At 59.5% G+C, this 6,367-nt stretch carries 5 protein-coding genes; all 5 read right to left on the bottom strand.

Annotation, left to right across the window (positions count from 1 at the left end; translation table 11 throughout):
- Positions 1 to 164: 164 nt before the first annotated feature.
- Positions 165 to 1,997: a glutamine--fructose-6-phosphate transaminase (isomerizing) gene (gene glmS / locus ACP7A2_RS03540; RefSeq protein ID WP_348055765.1), complete on the bottom strand. Its 1,833-nt coding sequence runs from the start codon at positions 1,995 to 1,997 to the stop codon at positions 165 to 167.
- A 12-nt stretch (positions 1,998 to 2,009) separates the two neighbouring features.
- Positions 2,010 to 2,777, bottom strand: a complete 768-nt coding sequence (locus ACP7A2_RS03545; RefSeq protein ID WP_426133094.1) for a DeoR/GlpR family DNA-binding transcription regulator — start codon at positions 2,775 to 2,777, stop codon at positions 2,010 to 2,012.
- A gap of 227 nt (positions 2,778 to 3,004) precedes the next feature.
- Positions 3,005 to 4,372 (bottom strand): bifunctional UDP-N-acetylglucosamine diphosphorylase/glucosamine-1-phosphate N-acetyltransferase GlmU, encoded by a 1,368-nt coding sequence (gene glmU, locus ACP7A2_RS03550; protein WP_426133095.1) that lies wholly within the window; start codon positions 4,370 to 4,372, stop codon positions 3,005 to 3,007.
- 123 nt (positions 4,373 to 4,495) lie between these two features.
- A complete protein-coding gene (locus ACP7A2_RS03555; RefSeq protein ID WP_032885166.1) occupies positions 4,496 to 4,912 on the bottom strand; it encodes a F0F1 ATP synthase subunit epsilon in 417 nt (138 codons plus the stop codon).
- Positions 4,913 to 4,956: 44 nt separating this feature from the next.
- Positions 4,957 to 6,333 carry a F0F1 ATP synthase subunit beta gene (gene atpD, locus ACP7A2_RS03560; protein ID WP_003177062.1) on the bottom strand — a complete coding sequence of 459 codons (1,377 nt, stop codon included), beginning with the start codon at positions 6,331 to 6,333 and terminating at the stop codon, positions 4,957 to 4,959.
- Positions 6,334 to 6,367: the final 34 nt, after the last annotated feature.

Here is a 6,367-nt window from a genome sequence, read left to right on the forward strand (position 1 = left end):
AACTGCCCTTGCCTACCCGTTTGGCAAAATGTTGATAGGCGACGCCGATCTTTCGTTCAAGGGAACACCTGGACGTGCCGGTTTATTTCGTGAAGCTTCGATTACACGAACGAGCACGCATAAAAAACCCCCGAAAGTCGGGGGTTAGTCTCAAGCGTGTCGCCTTACTCCACGGTCACCGATTTCGCCAGGTTGCGCGGCTGGTCAACGTCGGTGCCCTTGAGCACGGCGACGTAGTACGACAGCAACTGCAGCGGGATGGTGTAGAGGATCGGCGACAGGGTGTCGTGGATGTGCGGCATGTTGATGACGTGGGTGCCTTCGCCGTTGCTCATGCCGGCTTTCTCGTCGGCGAACACGATCAGTTGGCCGCCACGGGCGCGCACTTCCTGCAGGTTGGATTTGAGCTTTTCCAGCAGTTCGTTGTTTGGCGCGACGGTGACCACCGGCATATCGTCATCCACCAAGGCCAATGGGCCGTGTTTCAGCTCGCCGGCTGGGTAGGCTTCGGCGTGGATGTACGAAATTTCCTTGAGTTTGAGCGAGCCTTCCATTGCCACCGGGTACTGCGCGCCGCGGCCGAGGAACAGGGTGTGGTTCTTGTCGGCGAACAGTTCGGCGACTTTTTCCACGGTGCTGTCCATGGCCAGGGCTTCGCCGAGACGGGTTGGCAGGCGGCGCAGTTCTTCGACCAGGGTGGCCTCGACGCCGTCGGCGAGGGTGCCGCGCACTTGGCCCAGGGACAGGGTCAACAGCAGCAGGCCGACCAGTTGGGTGGTGAACGCTTTGGTCGAGGCCACGCCGATTTCGCGACCGGCTTGGGTCAGCAGGGTCAGGTCGGATTCACGCACCAGCGAGCTGATGCTGACGTTGCAGATCGCCAGGCTGGCGAGGAAGCCCAGCTCTTTGGCGTTGCGCAGGGCGGCCAGGGTGTCGGCGGTTTCGCCGGACTGGGAGATGGTCACGAACAGGGTGTCGGGCTGCACCACCACCTTGCGGTAGCGGAATTCGCTGGCGACTTCGACCTGGCACGGGATGCCGGCCAATTCTTCCAGCCAGTAACGGGCAACCATACCGGCGTGGTAGCTGGTGCCGCAGGCGACGATTTGCACGTTGCGCACTTTGGCGAACAGCTCGGCGGCTTGCGGGCCGAAGGCGTTGACCAGCACCTGATTCTGGCTCAGACGACCTTCCAGGGTGCGTTGCACCACCGAAGGCTGCTCGTGAATTTCCTTGAGCATGAAGTGGCGGAACTCGCCTTTGTCGGCGGCTTCGGCACCGTCGCGGTATTGCACGGCTTCGCGCTCGACGGAGTTACCGTTGACGTCCCAGATAGCCACGCTTTCGCGGCGGATGTCGGCAATATCGCCTTCTTCCAGGTACATGAAGCGGTCGGTGACCTGGCGCAGGGCCAATTGGTCGGAGGCAAGGAAGTTTTCGCCCAGGCCCAGGCCGATCACCAGCGGGCTGCCACTGCGAGCCGCAACCAGACGGTCGGGCTGGCTGGCGCTGACCACGGCCAGGCCGTAGGCGCCGTGCAGCTCCTTGACGGTGGCCTTAAGGGCAACGGTCAGGTCGCCGAGGTCTTTGAGTTTGTGGTTCAGCAGGTGCGCGATAACTTCGGTGTCCGTGTCCGAGGTGAACACGTAGCCCATACCCTTCAATTGCTCACGCAGCACTTCGTGGTTTTCGATGATGCCGTTGTGCACCACGGCCAGGTCGCCGGAGAGGTGCGGGTGGGCATTGCGTTCGCAAGGCGCACCGTGGGTGGCCCAGCGGGTGTGGGCAATGCCGAGACGGCCAACCAGCGGCTCGCCCGCCAGGGCCTGTTCCAACTCGCTGACCTTGCCTGGGCGGCGCATGCGCTCCAGTTTGCCGGCATTGGTGAAAACAGCCACGCCGGCGCTGTCATAGCCCCGGTATTCCAGGCGTTTGAGACCTTCGAGCAAGATGGCAGTGACGTTGCGTTCAGCGACTGCGCCTACAATTCCACACATGGTTTATTTCTCCTAGATGATTGCCGCGCATATCAGCGTGATGCCGCGGGCTTGAAACTGGTCGCGGGCCTCATGAGGCAGGCGATCATCGGTGATAAGGGTATGGACGCTGCTCCAGGGCAGTTCCAGATTGGGAATCTTGCGGCCGATCTTGTCGGATTCGACCATCACCACCACTTCGCGGGCAACCTCAGCCATGACGCGGCTCAGGCCAAGCAATTCATTAAAGGTGGTGGTACCGCGCTGCAAATCGATGCCGTCGGCGCCGATAAACAGTTGATCAAAGTCATAAGAGCGCAGCACTTGCTCGGCGACCTGGCCCTGGAACGAGTCCGAATGCGGATCCCAGGTGCCACCGGTCATCAACAACACCGGCTCGTGCTCAAGTTCGCTCAAGGCGCGGGCCACGTGCAGCGAATTGGTCATCACCACCAAACCCGGCTGATGGCCGAGTTCGGGGATCATGGCGGCGGTGGTGCTGCCGCTATCGATGATGATGCGAGCGTGTTCGCGCAGGCGCATAACCGCGGCCCGGGCGATCGCGCGCTTGTAGGCCGAAATGGGTTGGGCGGCGTCGCCGACAAGCTCGTGGGGCATGGTGATCGCGCCACCGTAGCGGCGTAGCAGCAAACCATTGCTCTCGAGGGCGGCCAGGTCCTTGCGGATGGTCACTTCCGAGGTTTCGAAACGCTTGGCCAACTCGTCCACACTGACTTCGCCCTGTTCGGTGAGCAAGGTCAGAATGTTGTGGCGTCGTTGAGGTGTATTTCGTTTCGACATGGTGATGACAAGTTTCGTTTCGAAAGATAACGAAGGCAATCAAAACCTATTTGCGAAAGATCGTCAAGCGGGCGGGGAGGATTTTTGCTCATATCAGAACGAATGTGGGAGCTGGCTTGCCTGCGATAGCGAATTGTCAGTCAACACGCTGTTGAATGTCAGACCGCTATCGCAGGCAAGCCAGCTCCCACAGGTGGCTAGCATCAGCCAATCGAGCTGTGGATAACTCAGGTCTTCTTGATTTTGACCGGGCGTTTCCAGCCATCGATGTTGCGCTGGCGGGCGCGGGCGACTGCCAGTTGGGACTTATCCACATCCTGATTGATGGTGGAACCGGCAGCGGTGTTCGAGCCATCGCCGATGGACACCGGTGCAACCAGCGAATTGTTGGAGCCGATAAATACGTCTTCTCCAATGGTCGTCTGATATTTGTTCGCGCCGTCGTAGTTGCAGGTGATCGCCCCGGCGCCAATGTTGCTGCGCGCACCGATGACGGCATCGCCGAGGTAGGCCAAATGACCGGCCTTCGCGTCGTCACCCATCACCGCGTTTTTCAGCTCAACGAAATTACCCACATGTGCCCTCGCCCCCAGCACGCTGCCGGGACGCAGGCGCGCGAACGGGCCGGCATCGCTGCCCTCGCCCATGACCGCACCGTCGATATGGCTGTTGGCTTTAACCACCACGCCTTTGCGCAGGGTGCTGTCCTTGATCACGCAATTGGGGCCAATCACCACGTCGTCTTCGATGACCACGCGCCCTTCGAGGATCACGTTGATGTCGATCAGCACGTCGCGGCCCACGGTGACCTCGCCGCGTACATCGAAGCGCGCCGGGTCTCGCAGGGTCACGCCTTGTGCCATCAGACGCAGGCCTTCACGCAGTTGATAGTGACGCTCAAGCTCTGCCAGCTGTTTGCGGTCGTTGGCGCCCTGCACTTCCATCGGGTCGTGAGGTTGCTCGGTTGCAACGAGTAAGCCATCACTCACGGCCATTTCGATGACGTCGGTGAGGTAGTACTCGCCCTGCACGTTATTGTTGGACAGGCGACTCATCCAATCGCCGAGCTTATTCGCCGGGACCGCCATAATCCCGGTGTTGCCTTCGGTGATCGCACGTTGGGCAGTGCTTGCGTCTTTATGCTCAACGATGGCGGCGACCTTGCCGTCGGCATTACGCACGATGCGGCCATAGCCGGTTGGGTCATCCAGCTCTACGGTGAGCAGGCCCATCTGACCGGGCACCAAGTGTTTGAGCAGACGTTGCAGGGTTTCCACTTCAATCAACGGCACGTCGCCGTAGAGGATCAGCACAGTGTCGGCGGTGATGAACGGCACGGCCTGCGCGGTGGCGTGGCCGGTGCCCAATTGCTTGTCCTGCAACACGAAATTCAGATCGTCGGCCGCCAGGCGTTCGCGCACCACATCTGCGCCGTGGCCAATCACCACGTGAATACGCTGTGGGTCTAACTGCCGAGCGCTGTGAATAACATGGCCAAGCATGGAGTTGCCCGCGACCGGGTGCAGCACCTTGGGCAGGGCCGAGCGCATGCGAGTGCCCTGGCCTGCGGCGAGAATGACGATTTCAAGAGACATGAGTGGCTACCAATCCTGGGCGGTCCGGCTTCAGACCAAAGAAATGTTTTGTTGAAAAAGAAAAAGGGTAGCCGAGGCTACCCTTTTTAATCAATCGCGCATGAAGCATGACGGCAGGGCCGCTTACTTCTTGCGGATCTGCTGGAGCGTGCGCAGCTGGGCTGCAGCCTCGGCCAGACGTACAGCAGCAGCGCTGTAGTCGAAGTCCGCACCCTTTTCGTTCAGGGCCTTCTCGGCAGCCTTCACGGCTTCCTGAGCGGAGGCTTCATCCAGGTCGCCAGCACGTTGCACAGTATCGGCAAGTACCTTGACCATGTTCGGCTGAACCTCGAGGAAACCACCGGAGATGTAAAACACCTCACGTTCCCCGCCTTGCTTGGTCAGAGTGATCGGACCTGGCTTCAAGCTGGTGATCAGCGGTGCGTGGCCCATGGCAATACCAAGGTCACCCAGTTCGCCGTGTGCAATCACCATTTCTACCAGACCGGAGAAGATTTCCCCTTCCGCGCTGACGATATCGCAATGGACTGTCATAGCCATCTGATTGCCTCAACCTGATGAGCGCCCGTTGCCGGGCGCCGGGATTACAGTTTCTTGGCTTTCTCGATCGCTTCTTCGATGCCGCCGACCATGTAGAACGCTTGTTCTGGCAGGTGGTCGTAGTCACCGTTGAGGATGCCTTTGAAGCCAGCAATGGTGTCTTTCAGGGAAACGTATTTACCCGAGGCACCGGTGAAGACTTCAGCCACGAAGAACGGCTGCGACAAGAAGCGCTGGATCTTACGAGCACGGTTTACCAACTGCTTGTCGGCTTCCGACAGCTCGTCCATACCCAGGATCGCAATGATGTCCTTCAGTTCTTTGTAACGCTGCAGCACGTACTGAACGCCGCGAGCGGTGTCGTAGTGCTCCTGGCCGATCACGTTCGGGTCCAGCTGGCGCGAAGTCGAGTCGAGTGGATCGACCGCTGGGTAGATACCCAGGGAAGCGATATCACGGGACAGAACGACGGTGGCGTCCAAGTGGGCGAAGGTGGTAGCAGGCGATGGGTCAGTCAAGTCATCCGCAGGTACGTATACCGCTTGGATCGAGGTGATCGAACCTTCTTTGGTCGAAGTGATACGTTCTTGCAGAACGCCCATCTCTTCGGCCAGGGTCGGCTGGTAACCTACTGCGGAAGGCATACGGCCCAGCAGTGCGGATACTTCAGTACCGGCCAGGGTGTAACGGTAGATGTTGTCGACGAACAGCAGAACGTCGTTACCTTCGTCACGGAACTTCTCGGCCATGGTCAGGCCAGTCAGTGCTACGCGCAGACGGTTACCCGGCGGCTCGTTCATCTGACCGTAAACCAGTGCCACTTTGTCCAGAACGTTGGAGTCCTTCATCTCGTGGTAGAAGTCGTTACCCTCACGGGTACGCTCGCCCACACCGGCGAACACGGAATAACCGCTGTGCTCGATGGCGATGTTACGGATCAGTTCCATCATGTTTACGGTCTTGCCTACACCGGCACCGCCGAACAGACCAACTTTACCGCCTTTGGCAAACGGGCAAACCAGGTCGATAACCTTGATGCCGGTTTCGAGCAGATCGTTGCCGCCAGCTTGTTCGGCGAACGAAGGTGCTGGACGGTGAATGCCCCAGCGCTCTTCGGTGTCGATTGGGCCAGCTTCGTCAATCGGGTTGCCCAGTACGTCCATGATCCGGCCCAGGGTCGCTTTACCGACCGGTACGGAGATGGCAGCGCCAGAGTCGATAACGTCCAGACCGCGCTTCAAGCCTTCGGTGGAACCCATCGCAATGGTACGAACTACGCCGTCGCCCAGCTGTTGCTGAACTTCCAGAGTAGTTTCCGCGCCTTGTACTTTCAGCGCGTTGTAGATGCTCGGTACGCTGTCGCGTGGAAATTCCACGTCGATAACGGCGCCGATGATTTGAACGATACGTCCGCTACTCATAGCTGGATCCTCTGAATATTTGAACCGTTAAACC

The organism is Pseudomonas sp. PWP3-1b2 (assembly GCF_049896045.1).
Taxonomy (GTDB): domain Bacteria; phylum Pseudomonadota; class Gammaproteobacteria; order Pseudomonadales; family Pseudomonadaceae; genus Aquipseudomonas; species Aquipseudomonas antarctica_B.